Source organism: Paenibacillus cellulositrophicus (assembly GCF_009363095.1).
GTDB classification, from domain to species: Bacteria; Bacillota; Bacilli; order Paenibacillales; family Paenibacillaceae; genus Paenibacillus_AQ; species Paenibacillus_AQ favisporus.
The window spans coordinates 1814184-1834396 of record NZ_CP045295.1 but is presented as its reverse complement, the minus strand read 5'-3'; the positions used below and the strand labels follow the sequence as shown (position 1 = coordinate 1834396).

The window sequence follows — 20213 nt, the reverse complement described above, 5'->3', positions numbered from 1 at the left end:
ATATTGTTTATGTTCATTTTAGCTTACTTGCATGTATGATAGTAGCAGATAGAGCAATCATTTTATTGGGAGACGAGGTGCCCTTTTTATGAAAAAATTGAACATTGGCTTGCAATTGTATACGCTTCGTGATGAAACGGCTAAGGATTTCCGGGGAACGCTTCGCAAAGTGGCTGAGCTTGGGTATGAAGGTGTAGAGTTTGCCGGATACGGTGACATTCCTGCTGAAGAAATGAAAACGCTTCTTCAAGAGCTCGGTCTTCAAGCGATCGGCGCCCATGTGGGCCTGCATCTGCTTCGGGCCGACCTGCAGAAAGAGATTGATTACCTGAAAACGATCGGCGCGACAACCATGATGTGTCCTTACGTTGCACCGGAAGACCGGGAGAACATCGAGCAGTGGAAGGAACTGTTTGCTTTCCTGGAGGAAGTGGGTACCGAGGCGCGCAAACAAGGATTGACCTTCGGATATCACAACCACGATTTTGAATTCGCGGACAAGATTGACGGCGAGTTTGTATTCGACGCCATGTATTCCTCCACTTCGCCTGAAGCTGTTCAAGTGGAAATGGACGTATGCTGGGTACAGTTTGCCGGACAGGATCCGCTCACCTATATCCCGAAATATGCCGGACGCCTGCCGCTCCTTCACCTGAAGGACTTCAGCAGGGATGCCGAAGGCAACATGAAGACGCTTGAGCTTGGTCAAGGGGACGTGAATTTGCCGGGCGTCATTCAGGCCGCTACCGATGCTGGTACGCAGTGGCTGATCGTCGAGCAGGACGTGTGCCAGAATCCTCCGCTGCAAAGTGTGGAGAACAGCATGAACTGGCTGAAACAGAACTACCTGAACCAATTTTAATTTAATGAAGATCAGAGCCGAAGAAAGGGAGATTTGTATCCATGAGTAAAATTAGAGTAGCGGTTTTCGGCTGCGGCGCCATCGCCCAGCGCAGACATATTCCTGAATACGCAGCGAACCCGGATGTGGAGCTGGTTGCTTTTGCGGATCCGCTTAAGGAGCGCGCTGAAGAAGTGGCGGCACAGTATGGTGCCAAAGCATACACCGACTACAAGGAACTGCTGAAGAACGAGAAGCTTGACGCAGTCAGCGTATGTACGCCGAACTACCTTCACGCTTCGATGAGCATCGATGCAGCGAATGCCGGGCTGCACGTCCTGGTGGAAAAGCCGATGGCGACCACGAAGGAAGAAGGGGAGCAGATGATCGAAGCGGCCCGCAAAAACGGCGTCTTCCTGATGGTGGGCCACAATCAGCGCCTCATGCCTCCGCACGTGAAGGCCAAAGAAATTCTGGATTCCGGCAAGCTCGGCAGAGTGCTGACGTTCCGCACGTCTTTCGGCCACGGTGGTCCGGAAAGCTGGAGCGTCGACGGACGCGACAGCTGGTTCTTCCGCAAAGATGAAGCGATCATGGGCGCTATGGGCGACCTCGGCGTGCACAAATCCGACTTCATCCGCTATTTGCTGAACGATGAAGTCGTGGAAGTCGCCGGCTTTATCGGTACCGTACATAAAGAAGGTACGGACGTGGACGACAATGCGACCTGCATCGTGCGCATGAAGAGCGGAGCTGTGGGCACGCTGATGGCGAGCTGGACGCACTACCGTTCCGGCGACAACGGTACGGTGCTCTGGTGCGAAAACGGCTGCATGAAGATCGGAACCGTTGAAGGCGACGAGGTTATCGTCGAGCTGACCAACGGCACTGTGGAAACGTACAAGGTCGGCGCCATGGCGACGAACGAAAAGCAAGTACCGAGCGGCGTCATCGACGCGTTCGTGGAATCGATCCTGACCAACACGCCGCCGCAAATTTCCGGCGAAGAAGGTCTGCGCTCCCTGAATGTCATCCTGGGTGCGTTTGAATCGCAGGACACAGGCAAAATCGTGAAGCTGTAACAAGCATGGAATAGAGAGGACCTTGGGGTCCTCTTTTTTGTGTTCAGTGAGCGAATGGGTGGCGAAAGAGGAGATTATCGGTGCGCATGCTTCAACGAACCCCTGTAGGGGTTCTCAATTCCCTCCTGGAACAAAAAAAAGCTCTCCAATAAGGAGAGCTTCCATACGTCCCAGGAGGGATACCGCCCTAACGGGCGGACTGCGAAGCGGATGCTCTCGAAGCGTATGCTCCGACGAACCCTAAGGGGTTCTCATCCCTATGGACGCAAAAACACGTCCCAGCTCGGGATACCGCCCTAACGGGCGGACTGCGAAGCGGATGCTATCGAAGCGTATGCTCCGACGAACCCCCTAATGGGGTTCTCATCCCTTTGGACGCAAAAACACGTCCCAGCTCGGGATACCGCCCTAACGGGCGGACTGCGAAGCGGATGCTATCGAAGCGTATGCTCCGACGAACCCCCTAATGGGGTTCTCATCCCTTTGGACGCAAAAACACGTCCCAGGAGGGATACCGCCCTACAGGCGGACTGCGAAGCGGATGCTATCGAAGCGTATGCTCCGACGAACCCCTAGAGGGGTTCTCAATTCCCTCCTGGAACTAAAAAAAGCTCTCCAATAAGGAGAGCTTCCATACGTCCCAGGAGGGATTCGAACCCCCGACCGACGGCTTAGAAGGCCGTTGCTCTATCCAGCTGAGCTACTGGGACATGAAAAATTCAAGCAAGAAAGATCATAACATATATTTGCGATAACATCAACATGTTTTTCTTTCCTTTCTCATAGTCCTCCTCATCTGTTCTTAGGGCAAGAGAAAAAAGTTGTTTCAATCCCCGTTTATATTATTAATGGTTTCTATACGTTTTTCATAGAACGAATGGATTCCCCGACCATTCACATGTTTTTTTTCAAGTTGAAAGAGGTATGCTATAATCAACAATTATTTGCACAAGCACGGGGAAAGGAGGGAATACATATTAAAGAACATATTTCCCCAGCGAAGGACAACGTCATTCTTTTTCCAAAGACGCTCGACTTCTATCAGATTCAGCTCACCGTCATGCTGGAAAATGAACGGTACGGGGAAGCGATGGAGCTTTTGCGTTTCCTGCTGCAGTGCCAAGGGCAGGATGAGAGGCATTATGAAGAATGGCAGGCGCTTCTGGAATGGCTGGAAGCCGCTTTTCCACAATATATGAATCACGGCGGCGGGCAGGGTACAGGCTTGGACTCTCATGAGCATGAGGAGGAGCCTGACGAGGAAGAAATGAAACGGCAGAACGTGCGGGCCAAGCTGGCCGAAGACCAGCATTACGCCGACAAGCTGCTGCACACCGCCATGGAAGAGCCTTTATCGGAGCAGACCATGCTCGCTCTCGAGCAACTGTCCTATCTGGAAGGCTCAGATATCGACGACAAGCTGGTGGGGTGGCTGATGCAGGCTCGCCTTCATCCGCTGCTGCAGTTCAGGGTGCTTCAAACGCTGCGCAAGCGCGGTATGCAGGGCACGGTGCAGTTTAAGCGCGGACAGGAGCAGGTAAGCGTCGATATGGAGACGGTGCCTTTGACGCCGGGGGAGTTTCCGCCGCAGGTGGCAATGGTAACGGAGCGCGTGGCTGCGCAGACCGAAGTGCAGGAGCCGACGCTGTATTATTTTGCCCAGGAGCTGTGGTCGCAGTTTATTATGGCGATCTACGGGACGGAGGATTACCGGTCGATCCTTGACGAGGACGACACGACGATCGACATCTGGGCGGCTGCCCTGCATCAGATCGTCACCGAGAGTCTCACAGGCAGCCGCAACGAGGAGGAGTCCCGGGCGATGTACGGGATCACGGACACGATGCGCTTCCGTTTCGAGCAGGCGTATCGAAGCTTCAGGCAGTTCGTGTCGGCCGGCATGCAGGAGTAGGCGATCGGAAACGTTTACCTGAAGAGTTGCCAAGGGCTTGCCCTTGAAAAACACAGCAATGTTGTTTATACTATAATGGTTATTCTGTGCGTGCTGATAACTTAAGTACATGTGAATTATTTTTGGAGGGGAAAGCATAAAATGAAAGCAACCTGGGAAAAAATAGAGAAGAACCTTGGCGTTCTTGAAGTTGAAGTGGAAGCAGACCGTGTAGCTGCAGCCCTCGACAAAGCTTTTAATAAAGTAGCAAAAAAGGCTAACGTGCCTGGTTTCCGTAAAGGTAAAGTACCTCGGCCGATCTTCGAAGCCCGTTATGGCGTCGAAGCTCTGTATCAAGACGCAATCGACATTTTGCTTCCTGAAGTATACACGGAAGCTGTCGACCAAACTGACATCTTCCCTGTAGACCGTCCTGAAGTGGAGATTGATCAATTCGCGAAAGGCGAAGTGTTCAAATTCAAAGCGAAAGTAACGGTTAAGCCTGAAGTGACTTTGGGCGAATACAAAGGCGTGGAAGTTCCGGTACAAAAAGTTGAGGTTTCGGACGAAGAGCTTGACGCTGAACTGAAGCGTCTGCAAGAACGTCATGCCGAACTGTCGGTTATCGACGAAGGCGCTGCCGAGAACGGAGACGTCGCCGTGATCGACTTCGACGGATCTGTTGACGGCGTTCCTTTCGAAGGCGGACAAGCTGAGCGTTATTCTCTGGAACTGGGAAGCGGCACGTTCATTCCTGGATTTGAAGAGCAGGTTGTCGGCATGGCGACTGGCGACTTCAAAGACGTTGAAGTGACTTTCCCTGAGACATATCATGCAGAAGAACTGGCCGGCAAGAAAGCCGTGTTCAAAGTGAAAGTGCATGAAATCAAGCGCAAACAGCTTCCTGAACTTGACGACGAATTCGCCAAAGACGTAAGTGAATTCGAAACGCTCGCCGAGTACAAGGAAGACCTGAAGAAAGAGCTTCTGGCCCGTAAGGAACAAGAAGCCAAAGGTAATAAGGAAGCAGCTGTCGTAGACAAAGTTGCCGCCAACGCCGAGGTGGAAATTCCACAAGCGATGATTGACAGCGAAATTCAAAACATGATGCGTGATTTTGACAACCGTCTGCGCAATCAGGGCATGAACCTTGAAATGTTCCTCAGCTTCTCTGGCCAAACGACGGCTGATCTGCAAGAGCAAATGAAGGAAGATGCCGAAAAACGCGTTCGCAACAACCTTGTTCTGGAGCAAATCGCCAAAGAAGAGAACATTGAAGTAACTGAGGAAGACATCAACAAAGAGCTGGAAGTGATGGCTGAATCTTACAAGCGTACGGCTGACGAGATCCGCAACATCCTTACAGCAAACGGTTCGCTGGGAAGCCTGCGCGAAGAAATTTCCCTTCGCAAAACGGTGGATCTCCTGGTTGAGAACAGCAAAGAAGTGGAAGCAGCCGAAGAAACTGCTGAAACTGCTGAAGAAAAATAAGAAGGAAACGGACGCGGCCATCTGCATTTGATCTAAGTGCGGAGGCTGACATAAGGGACCTATAGAGAGATAAGGCACGTATATTCATTTGCGTGCCTTATTTTTAACTAAAAGTATCCATTAATATCTAAATCTTGCATGAAAATGGATGCTTTGTTTCCATACATATTCGATTCAAGAGTCCGTTTCGGGTTATAATTGTTAGATGACTCATACACTGTATTAAATGGTGTGGAGTGAAAAAATGACATCGTGCTTTGAACATGTTAGAATAGTGCTGTAAACTTGATTGAAGCACGCATCACATCTTTTACATGGAAAAGAGGTTGGACACATGAGTCTGATACCTATGGTTGTAGAACAAACCAATAGAGGCGAGAGATCGTACGATATTTACTCCAGATTGCTCAAGGACCGCATTATCTTCCTGAGCAGTGCGATTGATGATGATGTTGCCAATCTCGTCATAGCTCAATTATTGTTCCTGGCTGCGGAGGATCCGGAGAAAGATATTCATTTGTATATCAATTCACCGGGTGGTTCTGTCACAGCGGGGATGGGTATATATGATACGATGCAGTTTATCAAGCCTGATGTATCCACGATTTGCGTTGGTATGGCGGCGAGCATGGGATCCCTGCTGTTGACGGCCGGAGCACCCGGCAAGCGTTTTGCGCTGACGAACAGCGAGGTCATGATTCACCAGCCGCTCGGCGGTGTTCAGGGCCAGGCGTCCGACATCCAAATCCATGCGAGCTGGATTATTAAAACCAGGGAAAAGCTCAATCAAATTTACGTGGAGCGCACGGGTCAGCCCCTTGAAAAAATTGAGCGCGATACGGATCGTGACTTTTTCATGAGCGCGGAGGAAGCGAAAGCATACGGCATAATTGACCAGGTTCTCACTTCACCGATTAAATCTTAAAGGGGTGTTTACATGTTTAAATTTAACGATGAAAAAGGGCAGCTGAAGTGCTCTTTTTGCGGGAAATCCCAGGAGCAAGTGCGCAAACTTGTTGCTGGCCCCGGTGTCTATATATGTGACGAATGTATCGAGCTCTGCACTGAGATCGTGGAGGAAGAGCTCGGACATGAGGAAGAGCTGGATCTGAAGGATATTCCGAAACCGAAGGAAATCTGCGATATTTTGGACCAGTATATCATCGGTCAAGAACAAGCGAAGAAATCGCTGTCCGTTGCCGTGTACAACCACTACAAACGGATCAATACCGGCAGCAAAATTGAAGACGTCGAGCTTCAGAAGAGTAACATCCTGCTTTTGGGTCCAACCGGTTCGGGTAAGACACTGCTTGCCCAGACGATGGCCAAAATTTTGAACGTTCCGTTCGCCATTGCCGACGCGACTTCCCTTACGGAAGCCGGGTACGTGGGTGAGGACGTAGAGAACATCCTGCTGAAGCTGATTCAAGCAGCCGATTACGACGTGGAAAAAGCCGAACGCGGCATTATCTATATCGACGAAATCGACAAGGTGGCACGTAAATCTGAAAACCCTTCGATTACCCGTGACGTATCGGGTGAAGGGGTACAGCAGGCGCTGCTGAAAATCCTGGAAGGAACGGTCGCTTCGGTTCCGCCGCAAGGCGGGCGCAAGCATCCGCACCAGGAGTTTATCCAAATCGATACGACGAACATCCTGTTTATTTGCGGCGGTGCCTTTGACGGCCTGGAGCAAATGATCAAGCGCCGGATCGGCAAGAAAGTTATCGGCTTTAACGCGGGTACCGACAACCAGAAAGATCTGAAACCGGGTGAATACCTCGGTCTGGTTCTTCCGGAAGACCTGCTGAAATTCGGCCTGATCCCTGAATTCGTGGGACGTCTGCCGATCATTTCGACGCTGGAGCCGCTCGATGAGAAGACGCTGGTGCGTATTCTGTCCGAGCCGAAGAACGCGCTGACGAAGCAGTATCAGAAACTGCTCGAAATGGATAACGTAACGCTGAAATTCGAGCCGGAAGCCCTTGAAGCGATTGCCCGCGAAGCGATCAAACGCAATACGGGTGCCCGCGGACTCCGGGCCATCATTGAAGGCATCATGCTGGACGTAATGTATGAAGTTCCTTCCCGCGAGGATATCAAGGACTGCATCATTACGGAGCAGGTTGTCAAAGAGAAGATGATTCCGGAATTGATCAGCAAAAAAGATAAAAAACAAGAGGAAAGTGCGTAATCTGTTGTTGTAAAACAGATGCCATTTTCCCAAATTTAGGTGCCGATTCTCCACTTCCGCCCTGCCGCTTGCTTCGCGGGGACGGGGTGGAGTCTTGGCGTTATGGGAGAGAACAATCATGTTTTTGAGACAAGACACACGGCCGGTCAAGGTCGGTAATTTGACGATTGGCGGTAACAACGAAGTCATTATCCAAAGCATGTGTACGACGAAGACCGCTAACGTGGAAGCCACGGTGGCGGAAATCCTTCGGCTCGAAGAAGCGGGCTGCCAGATTGTCCGGGTGACGGTCAACAATGTGGAAGCGGCGGAAGCCATTAAAGAGATCAAGAAACGCATTCATATTCCGCTCGTTGCGGATATTCATTTTAACTACCAGCTGGCGCTGAAAGCCATCGAGAACGGCATCGATAAAGTCCGGATCAACCCAGGCAATATCGGCAGCCGGGAGAAGGTGGAAGCGGTCGTCCGGGCTTGTAAAGAGCGCGGAATTCCGATCCGGATCGGCGTCAACGCCGGTTCGCTTGAAGCTCATCTGCTGGAGAAATACGGGTATCCGACGCCTGAAGCTATGGTGGAAAGTGCCCTATATCACATAGGCATTTTGGAAGAGCTCGACTTCCACGATATTATCGTGTCTCTGAAAGCATCCGACGTGCCGATGGCCATCGAAGCTTACCGTAAGGCGGCCGAAGTGATTCCTTATCCGCTGCACCTTGGTATTACCGAATCGGGAACGCTGTTCTCTGGTACGATCAAAAGCTCGGCGGGCATCGGTGCCCTGCTCTCGATGGGCATCGGCAGCACCGTGCGTATTTCCCTGAGCGCAGATCCGGTGGAAGAAGTCAAAGTGGCGCGCGAGCTGCTCAAGACCTTCGGTCTGATTTCGAACGCCGCAACGCTCGTGTCCTGTCCGACCTGCGGGCGGCTGGACATCGACTTGTTCTCCATCGCCAACGAAGTGGAAGCCTACATCTCCCAGCTGAAAGTGCCGATTAAAGTGTCCGTGCTTGGCTGTGCGGTCAACGGTCCGGGCGAAGCGCGTGAAGCGGACATCGGCATCGCCGGCGGTCGCGGCGAAGGACTCCTTTTCCGTTACGGAGAGATGATCCGCAAAGTGCCGGAAGCCGAGATGGTGGACGAATTGAAGAAGGAAATCGACAGCATCGTCAAAGTATACGAAGAAACCGGAACGATCCCGGGGCGCAAACACTAATTTTGCCGTAAGAAGCCGCAGTCCTGCTTATGCAGTGCTGCGGCTTCTTTTTTGAATGTGGGCGGACAATTTCCAAAAAAGATGCAAAAAACCCGGCCCATCCCGTTTACTCATGGGTGAAAAGGCTATACTACCATGTATCAGGCTAACGAACCTATTTCCGGCAAGATGATTTATCAATCTAAAACCATGCCGGAGGAGAAGCCACTGAACTGAGAATCGGGAGGGATTTACTATGGATTTAACCATGATTATGATGCTGGTACAATTTTTCTTTGCGATCATCATCGGCGTCTATTTTTGGAATTTGCTCCGCGGGCAGAAGACGAACCGCACCGCGGTGGATCGGGAATCACGCAAAGAGATGGATAAGCTGCGCAAGCTGCGTTCGGTTTCGCTGACCAAGCCGCTGGCCGAAAAAACGAGACCGCAGTCGCTGCAGGATATCGTTGGACAGAAGGACGGGCTTCGTGCGCTGAAGGCCGCGCTGTGCAGCGGGAATCCGCAGCATGTCATTATCTATGGGCCACCGGGAGTCGGGAAAACCGCAGCCGCCCGGGTCGTGATGGAGGAGGCTAAAAAAAATCCGGCCTCGCCATTTAAAGCCGACGCCAAATTTACCGAAATCGATGCGACCACCGCCCGTTTCGATGAACGGGGGATTGCCGATCCATTAATCGGATCGGTCCATGACCCGATCTATCAGGGGGCGGGCTCCATGGGCGTCGCTGGCATTCCTCAGCCTAAACCAGGTGCGGTTACGAAAGCGCACGGGGGAATTTTGTTTGTCGACGAGATTGGGGAATTGCATCCGATCCAAATGAATAAATTGTTAAAAGTACTGGAGGACCGTAAGGTCCTACTCGAAAGTGCATACTATAATTCGGAGGACAGCAACACTCCGGCCTATGTGCACGATATTTTCCAGAACGGCCTTCCGGCTGATTTTCGTCTGGTTGGGGCAACGACACGCTCGCCGCAGGAAATTCCGCCGGCGCTGCGTTCGCGCTGTATGGAAATCTTTTTCCGCCCGCTGCTTCCTGAAGAGATCAGCCGCATTGCGGAGGATGCGATTCAAAAGATCGGTCTGAAGCCATGCCCGGAGGCGGTCGAGGTTGTGAAGCAATATGCCACCAACGGACGCGAGGCGGTCAATATCATTCAGCTGGCAGCAGGCTTGGCCTTGACGGAAAAAAGGGACTCCCTGTCGGCTTCCGACGTCGAATGGGTAGCAAGCAGCAGCCAGCTTCAACCCCGTCCGGACCGGAAGGTTCCGGAGCGTCCGCAGGTTGGCCTGGTCAACGGCCTTGCCGTGTACGGTCCGAACATGGGTGCGCTGCTTGAAATCGAGGTGACTGCCGTTCCTGTCGCCAAAGGACAAGGTATCTACAATATTACCGGGGTCGTCGAAGAGGAAGAAATCGGCGGGGGCAGCTCCAGAACGCTGCGCCGCAAGAGCATGGCGAAGGGGTCCATCGAAAACGTGCTTACCGTTCTGCGCTCTATGGGTCTTTCGCCGGGCGATTACGATCTGCATATCAATTTCCCTGGAGGAACGCCGATTGACGGTCCATCTGCCGGCGTTGCCATGGCTACCGCCATCGTTTCGGCGATGAAAGGGCTGCCGGTGGACAATCGACTGGCCATGACGGGCGAAATCAGCATTCACGGTAAAGTGAAGCCAATCGGGGGCGTTATCGCCAAAGTCGAGGCGGCCTTCCAGGCAGGAGCGACGACAGTGATCATTCCGAAGGAAAATTGGCAGACTCTGTTCGAGGATTTGAACGGTCTGCGCGTCATTCCGGTGGAGTCGATCCAGGAAGCGTTCGGGCATATTTTCGGAAGCGAGCTGGACCGCCAAGTCGACAGCAGCGCAGAGGAAACGATCGAACCCAGCGCGGCCCCGGAGACATTCCCGGCAGCTTCAGCTTCCTTCCTGCATGCCAAGCCTGCACGTAACAGCCAAATAACGGATGCCGGCTCCTGCTGATCAGGCTACAAAGATTGGTGTTTTATGTGAACATTTGCTAAAATAAAATCGAATGTCATAACCCTGAGAACGGCTGGAGGTGCAAAAGCGATGGGGCCCAGTAAATTAAAAGGCCGCCGGTTTCCTTTACTGCCTTTGCGAGGCCTTCTAGTCTACCCGAGCATGGTTCTGCATCTCGATGTAGGCCGGGAGAAATCGGTCAAAGCGCTGGAAAAAGCAATGGTGGAAGATAATTTGATTCTCCTTTGTTCTCAGTCTGAGGTGAACATAGAAGAACCAACGCAGGAAGATATTTTCCGGGTTGGCACAGTCGCCAACGTCAGACAGATGCTGAAGCTTCCGAACGGCACCATCCGGGTGCTGGTAGAAGGGATGGAGCGCGCCGAGATCATTCAGTACACGGACAATGAAGAATATTACGAAGTCATTGCCCGCGAGCTGAAGGAGGAAGACAGCGACGATCCTGAAGTGGATGCACTGATGCGTACGGTACTCAGTCAATTCGAGCACTATATTAATTTATCGAAGAAGGTAACGCCCGAGACGCTTGCCGCGGTGTCCGATATCGACGAACCCGGCAGGCTGGCCGACGTCATTACGAGCCATCTGTCGTTAAAGATCAAGGATAAGCAGGATATTCTGGAGACCGTCGACGTTGGCAAACGGCTCGAGAAGCTCCTCGATATTCTGAATAACGAACGCGAAGTGCTGGAGCTGGAGCGCAAAATTAACCAGCGCGTCAAGAAGCAGATGGAAAAGACGCAGAAAGAATATTATTTGCGCGAACAGATGAAGGCGATTCAGAAGGAGCTGGGCGAGAAAGAAGGCCGCGCCGGAGAAGTCGAAGAGCTGCGTGAGCAGATGAACAAGCAGGAGCTTCCCGAAAGGGTCAAAGAGAAGGTGGAGAAAGAAATCGACCGTCTCGAGAAAATGCCTGCAAGCTCGGCGGAAGGCGGCGTGATCCGCAATTATCTCGATTGGCTGCTTGGCCTTCCCTGGTCGGCTAAGACCGAGGACGATCTGGATATCCATAAGGCGGAGCAGGTGCTCGACGAGGATCATTACAGCCTCGACAAGCCGAAGGAGCGCGTACTCGAATACCTGGCCGTTCAGAAGCTGGTGAAGAAGATGAAAGGGCCGATTCTGTGCCTGGTCGGACCTCCGGGCGTTGGTAAAACTTCGCTTGCCCGGTCGATCGCCAAATCGCTGAACCGAAAGTTTGTCCGGATTTCGCTCGGGGGCGTGCGGGATGAAGCGGAAATCCGCGGTCACCGGCGCACCTATGTGGGAGCGATGCCGGGGCGGATTATCCAGGGAATGAAGAACGCGGGTGCACTGAACCCGGTGTTCCTGCTGGATGAGATCGACAAGATGGCTTCGGATTTCCGAGGAGACCCGTCTTCGGCGCTGCTGGAGGTGCTCGATCCGGAGCAGAACAATACGTTCAGCGACCATTTTATCGAGATTCCGTTCGACTTGTCCCAGGTAATGTTTATTACGACGGCGAATGCCATTCATAATATTCCGCGTCCGCTGCTGGACCGGATGGAAGTGCTCAACATCCCGGGTTATACGGAACTGGAGAAGCTTCAAATCGCCATGCGCTATCTGCTGCCGAAGCAGAAACGGGAGCATGGCCTGAACGAAGACCAGCTGGAGATCGGGGAAGAGGCGCTCATGAAAGTGGTCCGCGAGTACACCCGGGAATCCGGCGTACGGAACCTGGAGCAGCAGGTCGCGGCGTTGTGTCGGAAGGCTGCGAAGATCATCGTATCTGAAGAGATCGATAAGATTACCATTGAGCCGGACGAGGTCAAGGACTATTTAGGCAGCCCGAACTTTAGATATGGCGTGGCCGATCTCGAGGATCAGATTGGTGCGGTAACCGGCCTGGCCTGGACCGAGGTCGGCGGCGTAACATTGATGGTCGAAGTCACGGTCGTGCCGGGATCCGGCAAGCTGACCCTGACTGGCCAATTAGGGGACGTGATGAAGGAATCGGCGCAGGCCGCTTTCAGCTACACGCGCGCCAAAGCCGATGAGCTTGGCATCGACCCCGATTTTCATGAGAAAAATGATATCCATATTCATATCCCTGAAGGGGCGATTCCGAAAGATGGACCTTCGGCAGGCATTACGATTGCCACGGCCCTCGTGTCGGCCCTGACCAAGAAACATGTCTCCAAAGACATCGCCATGACCGGTGAAATCACCCTGCGCGGCCGGGTGCTGCCGATCGGCGGACTGAAGGAGAAATCGCTGGCTGCGCACCGCGCCGGCTACAAAAAAATACTGCTCCCCAAAGACAACGAGCGGGATCTGCGCGAGATTCCGGACAGTGTCAAAGAAGAAGTGGAGTTTGTTCCGGTGTCCCATATGGACCAGGTGCTGAAGCATGCACTGGTGGAGCAGGCGGGAGTGCACTAGAGAGGGTTTTATTTAACATGAAAGTTACGAATGCAGAATTTATTATCAGCGCCGTCGGCCCTGACCAATATCCTGTGGACGCCTTGCCGGAGATTGCTCTGGCAGGGCGTTCCAATGTCGGCAAGTCCTCGCTCATCAACCGGATGATCAATCGGAAGAACCTGGCGAGAACAAGCTCGACCCCGGGCAAAACCCAGCATATGAACTACTATCGTATTAATGAGGCTTTGTATTTTGTGGACTTCCCAGGGTACGGCTACGCCAAAGTGTCCAAGACGCAGCGGGCGGCCTGGGGCAAGATGATTGAGAAATACATGCTGGAGCGGCAGACGCTGAAGCTGGTTCTCATGGTGGTGGATCTTCGCCACCCGCCGACCAAGGATGATGTCATGATGTATGACTGGCTTCAGCATTATGACATCCCGATCTGCGTCGTGGCTACGAAAGCGGATAAAATACCTAAGAGCCGCTGGCAGAAACACGTAAAGCAAATGAAGGAGAGTCTCCTTCTCCGCAGCACTGATTTGTTCGTCATGTTTTCTTCGGAGCTGGGTGTGGGTAAAGAAGAGTTATGGGCTGTGATCCAGTCTTTTGTAGAAAGCAGCGATTCTTCGCAGTCAGGTGCGGTCCCGCAGGAAGGGCAGCAGCAGGAGAACCCGTAACGCCTCAACCTAACGTAAATGCGATAAATTCGCTGTATACTATAGGGATTCCGACTTTTCGCGGGAGGAAAGTGAGCATCCCATAAGATTTTTCGGCTACAATCCGGTTTAATCCGTTATTTTATGAAATATGAAGGAAATTCATGGTTCGCTCAGCAAGCCAATGCTCGAGGATGTGCTGTATAATAATACTAAAGGTTGTTTAAAGAGGCCTTGAGTGCCTTTAACAATCTTCACCCGCCATGTCCGGCGGAAATTTTTCTTGCGATTATAGAATCGAACCGTGCTGGAGCACATCGTTCTGTAATCATAAAAAAGAATTGAGGAGATTTTTATGGCTCAGCGGTTAGCCACAGAGTATGTTCAAACTACTTTACAAATGACGGAGCAGCAATTGAACCAATTTTTGCATTCGGCGGAAAGCTGTCATGTGCATCCTTATGTGAAAGTACTGGACGGCGGAGGACAAGAAATTGTGCTTGAAGACGAAAGCGGCGAGGCGGTTCATCTCCCTCTGGAGCGTAAAGGTTCGTTATACATCTGTGAATTGTCTTGCCGCTTGGTGAACCCTCATCTGACAAACGCGGTCCGCAAACTGTTCGTCGCCTGCAAAGGAGACGGAATCGTCAATCGCATTTATCAAGGATTCACGATGATGTATTATTATGAAAAAGGCTCGGTTCGCAAAATTGCGGAAGTTACGACTTCCCAGAGTAAGCTGGTGTATGAATATAAGCATACGGCCGGAGAACTCCAGCGGATGTTCCAGCTCACCGAGGTCGAACAGGAAATATCCCGTTTGTACCAGGATATTAATTTTTGGCTCGATGAACGGAACAAAGCGGTGACCCCTGAACAGATTGCTGTCATTGACCAGAAACTGCGCCTCACCACACATAAATGGTTTGCACTTGAGGCTTGAGATGGCCTCGGAGAAAGAGAACCCTTCGGTAACCGAAGGGTTCTTTTTATGTCTCAAACGCCCGGTAAAACGGGTCGGGTGACGCGGGGATGAGTGGCTAAAAATAAATATTTGCAAAGGATAAAAAAGGGTTGCAATTAGGGCGGATAGATGTTATTTTTAATCTCGTTGAAAAGAATTATATAGGAACCAGGATTCACTCAGGACATTGAATGTTGCGAGAGATTATTCCCTCGGGAAGTGAATGACGTAGGTCCTAGCGGATGAAATTTTCAAACATTTTATTCCTAGGAAGGGGGAACCGAAGGATGGAATATTCAACTTTCGGAAGACACGTTGCTGTTGATACTTGGGGTGTAGATTTTGACATGCTGAATGACGCGGAATTTCTGCAGGCTCAAATGGTTGAGGCAGCCGAAGCATGCGGTGCTACAGTCATGTCGGTACAATCCAAGCAGTTTGAACCACAAGGCGCTACAGTACTCGTATTGTTGTCAGAAAGCCACCTCTCGATCCACACGTATCCTGAGAGAGGATTCGCAGCGATCGACTGCTACACTTGCGGTGAGACGGTAGATCCACAGTTGGCCATTGATTACCTGGTATCCGTATTGAAACCTGAGAAAACTTACGCCAAGAAACTGGTGCGCGGTTTGGGTGAATTGACGGTAGAAACCCCTGAACTGAAACAGACCGAGCTGGTGTAACTTCGCGGCACGAATAACGATATCTAAATCATAACCATGGACATCTCCATGGTTATTTGTTTTTTTGAACCCCCATACAATGAGTAGTAAGCTTGTTAACAGGGAGGTTCGCTTAAGCGTGAGAAGGAGAAAACAGAGGGATTTGCTGTTTGTCGGTCTGCTGCTGGTCCTGCTTGTCAGCCTTGTCTACCAAGGATACCGGATGATGTGGCCTCATACCGAAGGAGAGAACGCCGAAAGGATGCTGTTCGAGGTGGCCCAGTTTCAAATGCAGGTGCTGGGAACGTCCCTTGCGGATGCGGCTGGCAGTTCGCGCACCGATGAGCTGAACGCCCTCAAGCTGGCAGCTTATTCGGCGTCGTATGCTCACGACCGGCTGGCAAAAACATTTGGGGACGGTGCTGTCGATCCGCTTAAACCGGTCGGTGATCTGGTTAATGTAATCACAGAATGGCAAATCGGCGGCAACCGCCTCCTCACCGACGCGGAGAAGGACATGCTGCTTCGGTACAGCCAGCTGTATGCAGGTGTCATGCCTGTATACGATAAGCTGCTGAGCGAGGACGGGCACGTGATCGCCTCGCAGGCCGGCCAGTTGAAGAAAATCGGCAAAGAACTCGCCAAGACGCTGGAAGAAACGCAATAAAGAGGGTATAAAGCCCAGTGCTTTGTGACACAATAAATCACATGTAATTTCATAAACATTTCAAAAATAGTTCAGAGAGAGCAGGACATTTGTGATATAATGAACACGTTGTTAATGAACGTACCGTAAGAAAAACGTCTATCGACGTACCTTCAAAGAAGACAGACCGCGTTTAAAGGTTATTTTTCTTGCAATATCAGGAAGCCATGGCTCTGGAGTTTATACTTTCTGATATTATCAAAAAAACGTCCTGAACTGGATCTTTTTTTTTGAAATGAAACATAGGCAGGTGAACACGTAATGCACATCGTCGTTGTCGGATTAAACTATCGTACAGCGCCTGTAGAAGTGAGGGAACGTTTTACATTTGATCAAAGCGAACTTCCAAAGGCACTCAGCCAGCTGATGCTGACGAAAAGTGTAATGGAAGGCGTGATTGTGGCTACGTGCAACCGCACAGAAATATACGTGGTGGTAGACCGTCTTCATATGTGCGGATATTTCATCCGCAGTTTTGTGGAGCAATGGTTTGACATCCCAAGAGAAGAATTTACAAAGCATTTATATATATATGAAGACGAGCAGGCCATTTCCCATTTGTTCCGGGTGACCTGCGGCCTGGACTCCATGGTGATCGGGGAGACGCAAATTTTAGGTCAGGTCCGCAGCGCCTTCCTGCAAAGCCAGGAGGAGAAAGCGACGGGCACCTGGTTCAACATGCTGTTCAAGCAGGCCGTGACCCTAGGCAAGAGAGCCCATTCGGAGACTTCCATTGGGGAAAGCGCAGTGTCCGTGAGCTACGCGGCCGTTGAGCTGGGCAAACGGATTTTTGGCATGTTCAACGACAAGAAGGTGCTCATTCTCGGCGCCGGCAAAATGAGCGAGCTGACCGTCAAGCACCTGTACGCGAACGGGGCCGAAGAGGTGATCGTCGCCAACCGGACCCTCGCGCGGGCGGAAGAGCTGGCCAACAAGTTTCAAGGTACGCCGTGCACGATGGAGCAGGCGATTGCCCGGCTTCACGAAGTGGACATCCTGATAAGCTCGACGGGTGCCAAGGATTATGTCCTTACGCCGGCGCAGGTCAGCGAGAGCATGAAGAAGAGGCAATCCCGGCCGCTGTTTATGATTGATATCGCAGTGCCGCGGGACATTGATCCGGCTATCGCCGAGATTAGCAACGTATTCCTGTATGATATTGACGACCTGGAAGGAATCGTTGAGAGCAACCTCGAAATGCGCCGGGCCGAAGCGGCGAAGATCGAAGTGATGATCGAAGAGGAGAAGACGGCGTTCTATCAATGGCTCAAGACGCTCGGCATCCGGCCGGCGATCCGTGCGCTTCAGGAGAAGTCCACGGCGATTCATGAAGAGACGCTGGAAAGCCTGTTTAACAAGCTGCCTGAACTGAACGACCATCAGCGCAAAGTCATCCGCCGGTTGACCAAGAGCATCGTCAATCAGATGATGCACGATCCGATCAACCGCTTGAAGGAAATGGCCGGCGGCAAGGAAGGCAACGAGGCGCTAGAGTTTTTCACACATATATTTGCTTTGGAAGAGGACATGAATGCGTCCGGTCACGGCAGCAGCGTCATGGAGAAATCCGGCACGGTCCCGCAAGGGATCAGCAAGAACCCATCGGACATGAAGCTGTCCAAGGTTTCTTTGACTCCTGCAAGCCTGTAAGCCGGTAGGGGGAGTTGACATTGCTCACTGGTTTTTACGATGCCGGCATTTATATCTACGCCCTGAGCCTTCTGTTTTTTATCTCGGATTGCATACGACGCAATCAGGGGGCAAAGCGGATGGGTACAGGGCTTCTTGTTGTAGTTGGCGTTTTGCAGGGAGGCGCGCTTCTGATCAGAGCGTGGCAGGAGAGCATGCTGCCGATCTTTACCCCATTTGATTTTTTGCTCTTATTTTCATTTAGTATCGTCATCGCCGCGCTGATCATGAACTGGGTGCAGCGGTCGGAGTTTGCCGTCCTGCTGCTCGGCATCATCGGATTCAGCGCCATGGTGCTGAACCGTTTATGGTTTGCAGCCGGGAATAACCCGCTGCGTCATTGGGAGACGGTACACGGCCTGCTCATTCTGCATATCACGCTCGCCAACCTAAGCTTCGCCGTTTACACCATTGCCGCCGTATTTGCCGGCATGTATTTGTTTCTTCATAGAAGGCTGAAAGGGAAAAAATGGAGCGACACCGTCCGCCGGCTTCCGAGTCTAGAGCTGATGGACAAGTACACGTACCTGCTCGCATCGATCGGAACCCCGCTCTTATCCGTTTCGTTCATCGTCGCGGTGCTGTCGCTTATTTCCGAAGGCAAGCTCAGTCTGCTGCTGGACTTGAAAGTAGTGGCTACGCTTGCCGGACTGGCGATTTATTATTTTTTTCTGATTCGTAAACGTTCCAAACAGCATTCCGGTCAAGTGATGGCCCAGTGGATTCTGATCGGATATGCGTTTATTATATTTATTTTCGTACTGAATACGTGGTCCGATTTTCACCGTTGGACAGGAGAGTGAGTCCTTTGTCGGTATATTTGCCCGTAATGCTGGATTGCAAGGGGCGCTGCTGCGCCGTGGTGGGCGGCGGGGCCGTGGCCGAAAGAAAGATAAACTCCCTGCTTGCGGCTTCGGCCGATGTGACGGTGATCAGTCCGGAAGTGACGCAAGGACTGCGGCAGCTTGTAATGGAAGGCCGGATCCGCTGGATTTCCCGCGAGTACGCGGCGGGAGATTTGGCGGGGGCCTTTTTGGTCTATGCGGCAACCTCCTCGCCTGACGTGAACGGTGCCGTGATCGATGAGGCAGAGCGGATGGGTGCGCTGGCAAACGAGGCCGGCGGCAGTAGGCCGGGTTCTTTTATCAGCCCGAGCGTGCTTCGCCGGGGCAGGCTGGTGATCGCCGTGTCCACCTCGGGAGCCGGACCGGCGCTGGCTGCGGAGATTTGCGACAGGCTGGAGGAAGAATACGGCCCCGAATACGAGGAATATCTCGAATGGATGTACCGGATGCGCAGCAGCATCAAGAGGCAGGTTACGCGCCCGGAAACCCGGCAAAGATTATTAATGAAAGCGGCAGAGCTTGAAGTGCTGGATGAAATCCGCAAGGGCACGTTTGAGCCGTGGGATACGGAACAAATCAAGCAATGGATTGCGAACAACCAGGAGGAATCATGATGCGGACAATCGTAGTAGGCAGCAGACAAAGCGCATTGGCATTAACGCAGACAGGGCAGGTCATCGACCAGCTGAAGCAGCTGTGCGCGGAACACGGGTTTGATTTTCAATTCGAAGTGAAAAAGATCGTGACGAAAGGCGACCGCATTTTGGATGTGACGTTGTCCAAGGTCGGCGGGAAAGGCTTGTTCGTTAAAGAAATCGAGCAGGCTATGCTGGACAGTGAAATCGATATGGCCGTGCACAGTATGAAGGACATGCCTTCGGTTCTCCCCGAGGGTCTGATAAACGGTGCGGTGCCGCGCCGCGTCGATCCGAGGGACTGTCTCATTTCCCTTCATGGGAAAAGCATTGACGAGCTTCCGCAGGGAGCGAAAGTGGGAACGAGCAGCCTGCGCCGCTCCAGCCAGCTGAAGGCTCACCGGCCCGACCTGGAACTGGAGCCGGTTCGCGGAAATATTGACTCGCGTCTGCGCAAGCTCGAGACGGAAGGTTTTCAGGCGATCATTCTCGCCGCTGCCGGGCTGTACCGCATGGGCTGGGAGGATAGAATCAGCTCGTATATTCCGGTGGAGACCTGCCTGCCGGCTGTTGGCCAAGGAGCGCTCGGCATCGAATGCCGCGAAGATGATGCGGATCTGCGCAGACTGCTTGATTTATATAACGATAAGGAATCGGAGCTGACCGTTGCTGCCGAACGCAAGTTTCTCGCCGTACTGAACGGCGGCTGCCAGGTGCCGATCGGGGCACATGCCGTACTCGTTCCGTCCGAGACGGAGCATTCCCAAGAGACTCCGCCCGTTATACAATTAACGGGAATGGTAGGATCTCCCGAAGGGGACGTCATTTTAAAAGAAACGCTGATGGGAACGGATCCACTGAAGCTTGGGGAAGACGTTGCCAATAAGCTGATTGCCCAGGGAGCCGAGAGAATTCTGGAACAGACCAGGGAGTAGG

17 protein-coding genes and 1 tRNA gene are annotated in these 20213 nt (G+C 52.2%); 17 read left to right on the top strand and 1 reads right to left on the bottom strand.

Annotation, left to right across the window (positions count from 1 at the left end):
• Positions 1–88 precede the first annotated feature (88 nt).
• Both GCU45_RS08415 and GCU45_RS08410 read left to right on the top strand, forming a co-directional pair.
• Positions 89–862 (top strand): sugar phosphate isomerase/epimerase family protein, encoded by a 774-nt coding sequence (locus GCU45_RS08415; RefSeq protein WP_116234211.1) that lies wholly within the window; start codon positions 89–91, stop codon positions 860–862.
• Positions 863–903: 41 nt separating this feature from the next.
• Positions 904–1923, top strand: a complete 1020-nt coding sequence (locus tag GCU45_RS08410; RefSeq protein ID WP_152398610.1) for a Gfo/Idh/MocA family protein — start codon at positions 904–906, stop codon at positions 1921–1923.
• 636 nt (positions 1924–2559) lie between these two features.
• Here the strand turns inward: GCU45_RS08410 and GCU45_RS08405 are convergent.
• Positions 2560–2633 (bottom strand) — tRNA-Arg (locus GCU45_RS08405).
• 260 nt (positions 2634–2893) lie between these two features.
• Here GCU45_RS08405 and GCU45_RS08400 point away from each other — a divergent pair.
• From GCU45_RS08400 to hemC, 15 genes are all read left to right on the top strand, one after another.
• Positions 2894–3835, top strand: a complete 942-nt coding sequence (locus GCU45_RS08400) for a hypothetical protein (RefSeq protein WP_208837138.1) — start codon at positions 2894–2896, stop codon at positions 3833–3835.
• A gap of 141 nt (positions 3836–3976) precedes the next feature.
• Complete coding sequence (gene tig, locus GCU45_RS08395; protein ID WP_145948592.1) at positions 3977–5305, top strand: trigger factor; 1329 nt, start codon at positions 3977–3979, stop codon at positions 5303–5305.
• Between the two features lie 334 nt (positions 5306–5639).
• Positions 5640–6230, top strand: coding sequence for an ATP-dependent Clp endopeptidase proteolytic subunit ClpP (clpP, locus tag GCU45_RS08390; protein ID WP_076174335.1), 591 nt, complete (start codon positions 5640–5642; stop codon positions 6228–6230).
• A 12-nt stretch (positions 6231–6242) separates the two neighbouring features.
• Positions 6243–7499, top strand: coding sequence for an ATP-dependent protease ATP-binding subunit ClpX (clpX, locus tag GCU45_RS08385; RefSeq protein ID WP_076174338.1), 1257 nt, complete (start codon positions 6243–6245; stop codon positions 7497–7499).
• A 118-nt stretch (positions 7500–7617) separates the two neighbouring features.
• Positions 7618–8715, top strand: a complete 1098-nt coding sequence (ispG, locus tag GCU45_RS08380) for a flavodoxin-dependent (E)-4-hydroxy-3-methylbut-2-enyl-diphosphate synthase (RefSeq protein WP_076174340.1) — start codon at positions 7618–7620, stop codon at positions 8713–8715.
• Positions 8716–8950: 235 nt separating this feature from the next.
• Entirely contained in the window at positions 8951–10705 is a 1755-nt protein-coding gene (gene lonB, locus GCU45_RS08375; RefSeq protein ID WP_145029139.1) for an ATP-dependent protease LonB, read from the top strand.
• Positions 10706–10795: 90 nt separating this feature from the next.
• Entirely contained in the window at positions 10796–13132 is a 2337-nt protein-coding gene (gene lon / locus GCU45_RS08370) for an endopeptidase La (RefSeq protein ID WP_152398609.1), read from the top strand.
• A 17-nt stretch (positions 13133–13149) separates the two neighbouring features.
• Positions 13150–13794, top strand: coding sequence for a ribosome biogenesis GTP-binding protein YihA/YsxC (yihA, locus tag GCU45_RS08365; protein ID WP_152398608.1), 645 nt, complete (start codon positions 13150–13152; stop codon positions 13792–13794).
• Positions 13795–14128: 334 nt separating this feature from the next.
• Complete coding sequence (locus tag GCU45_RS08360) at positions 14129–14716, top strand: non-ribosomal peptide synthetase module (RefSeq protein ID WP_076174350.1); 588 nt, start codon at positions 14129–14131, stop codon at positions 14714–14716.
• Positions 14717–15024: 308 nt separating this feature from the next.
• On the top strand, positions 15025–15423 hold the full coding sequence (speD, locus tag GCU45_RS08355) for an adenosylmethionine decarboxylase (RefSeq protein ID WP_089548381.1): 399 nt from the start codon (positions 15025–15027) through the stop codon (positions 15421–15423).
• Between the two features lie 118 nt (positions 15424–15541).
• Positions 15542–16069 carry a hypothetical protein gene (locus tag GCU45_RS08350; RefSeq protein ID WP_152398607.1) on the top strand — a complete coding sequence of 176 codons (528 nt, stop codon included), beginning with the start codon at positions 15542–15544 and terminating at the stop codon, positions 16067–16069.
• Between the two features lie 300 nt (positions 16070–16369).
• Positions 16370–17758, top strand: coding sequence for a glutamyl-tRNA reductase (hemA, locus tag GCU45_RS08345; protein WP_105446156.1), 1389 nt, complete (start codon positions 16370–16372; stop codon positions 17756–17758).
• Positions 17759–17877: 119 nt separating this feature from the next.
• A complete protein-coding gene (gene ccsA, locus GCU45_RS08340) occupies positions 17878–18600 on the top strand; it encodes a cytochrome c biogenesis protein CcsA (protein ID WP_105446195.1) in 723 nt (240 codons plus the stop codon).
• A gap of 5 nt (positions 18601–18605) precedes the next feature.
• Complete coding sequence (locus tag GCU45_RS08335; protein WP_244364478.1) at positions 18606–19256, top strand: precorrin-2 dehydrogenase/sirohydrochlorin ferrochelatase family protein; 651 nt, start codon at positions 18606–18608, stop codon at positions 19254–19256.
• Complete coding sequence (gene hemC, locus GCU45_RS08330; RefSeq protein WP_152402904.1) at positions 19256–20212, top strand: hydroxymethylbilane synthase; 957 nt, start codon at positions 19256–19258, stop codon at positions 20210–20212. The genes GCU45_RS08335 and hemC overlap by 1 nt, the downstream gene beginning before the upstream one ends.
• Position 20213 lies beyond the last annotated feature (1 nt).